Source organism: Exiguobacterium sp. UBA3968 (genome assembly GCF_002385115.1).
Classification (GTDB): Bacteria; Bacillota; Bacilli; order Exiguobacteriales; family Exiguobacteriaceae; genus Exiguobacterium_A.
Genome location: NZ_DGCW01000009.1, coordinates 3924 through 4915, shown reverse-complemented (window position 1 = coordinate 4915; position 992 = coordinate 3924). Strand labels below are relative to the sequence as shown.

Sequence of the window (992 nt, the reverse complement as noted above, 5' to 3'; positions counted from 1 at the left end):
TTACCGAGGTGATCGATATCGTCTGTCGTACCGACTTCATGCAACAAGTTGAAGAAGTAGTTGATGGCAGCAATCATGTCAGCAGGCGTGATGTGCTTGATGTCACGATCGATGTTACCGTTACCGATGATATTGATGATGCGTTCACCTTCAGCATCGTCCGGTGCGAACACCTTGATTGACTGTAAGTTGAAAGCCTCACCCTGCGTCACGCCGCCTGTAGGCGTCGCTTCGATGTAACCAACAGATCCTTCGAGGAATGGAAGGACTTTATCGAGCATACGACGATCAAGGACCGTTCCTGCTTCCGCGATGACTTCACCTGTCTCTGGGTCAACGAGCGTTTCCGCAAGTTTCTGACCGAAAAGACGGTTCTTAAGATGAAGCTTTTTATTGATTTTATAACGACCAACGTTTGCCAAATCATAACGTTTCGGGTCAAAGAAGCGCGACACGAGTAACGCTTTTGCGTTTTCGACTGTCGGCGGCTCTCCCGGACGTAGACGCTCATAAATCTCGATGAGGGCTTTTTCCGTTGATTCCGTATTATCTTTTTCAAGTGAATTCCGGAGGTACTCATCATCACCGAGAAGATCGATGATTTCCTGATCCGTACCGAAACCAAGAGCACGTAAAAGAACCGTTACTGGAATCTTACGCGTGCGATCAATGCGAACATAAACGATGTCTTTCGCGTCTGTCTCGAGCTCGAGCCATGCACCACGGTTTGGGATGACTGTCGCGGAGAACCCACGCTTACCGTTCTTATCTAACTTATTGTTGTAATAAACACTTGGCGAACGAACAAGCTGCGAAACGATTACGCGTTCCGCTCCATTGATGATGAATGTTCCCGACTCCGTCATAAGCGGGAAGTCACCCATGAAGACTTCTTGTTCTTTCAATTCACCCGTCTCTTTATTTTGAAGACGGACTTTAACGCGTAGTGGTGCCGAATAGGTCACGTCGCGCTCTTTCGATTCATCGATCGA

The 992-nt window shown here is 47.9% G+C and carries 1 pseudogene; it reads right to left on the bottom strand.

The features are described 5' to 3' along the window. Positions 1-992, bottom strand: a pseudogene (locus tag B3S86_RS15060) (DNA-directed RNA polymerase subunit beta); the annotation flags it as partial.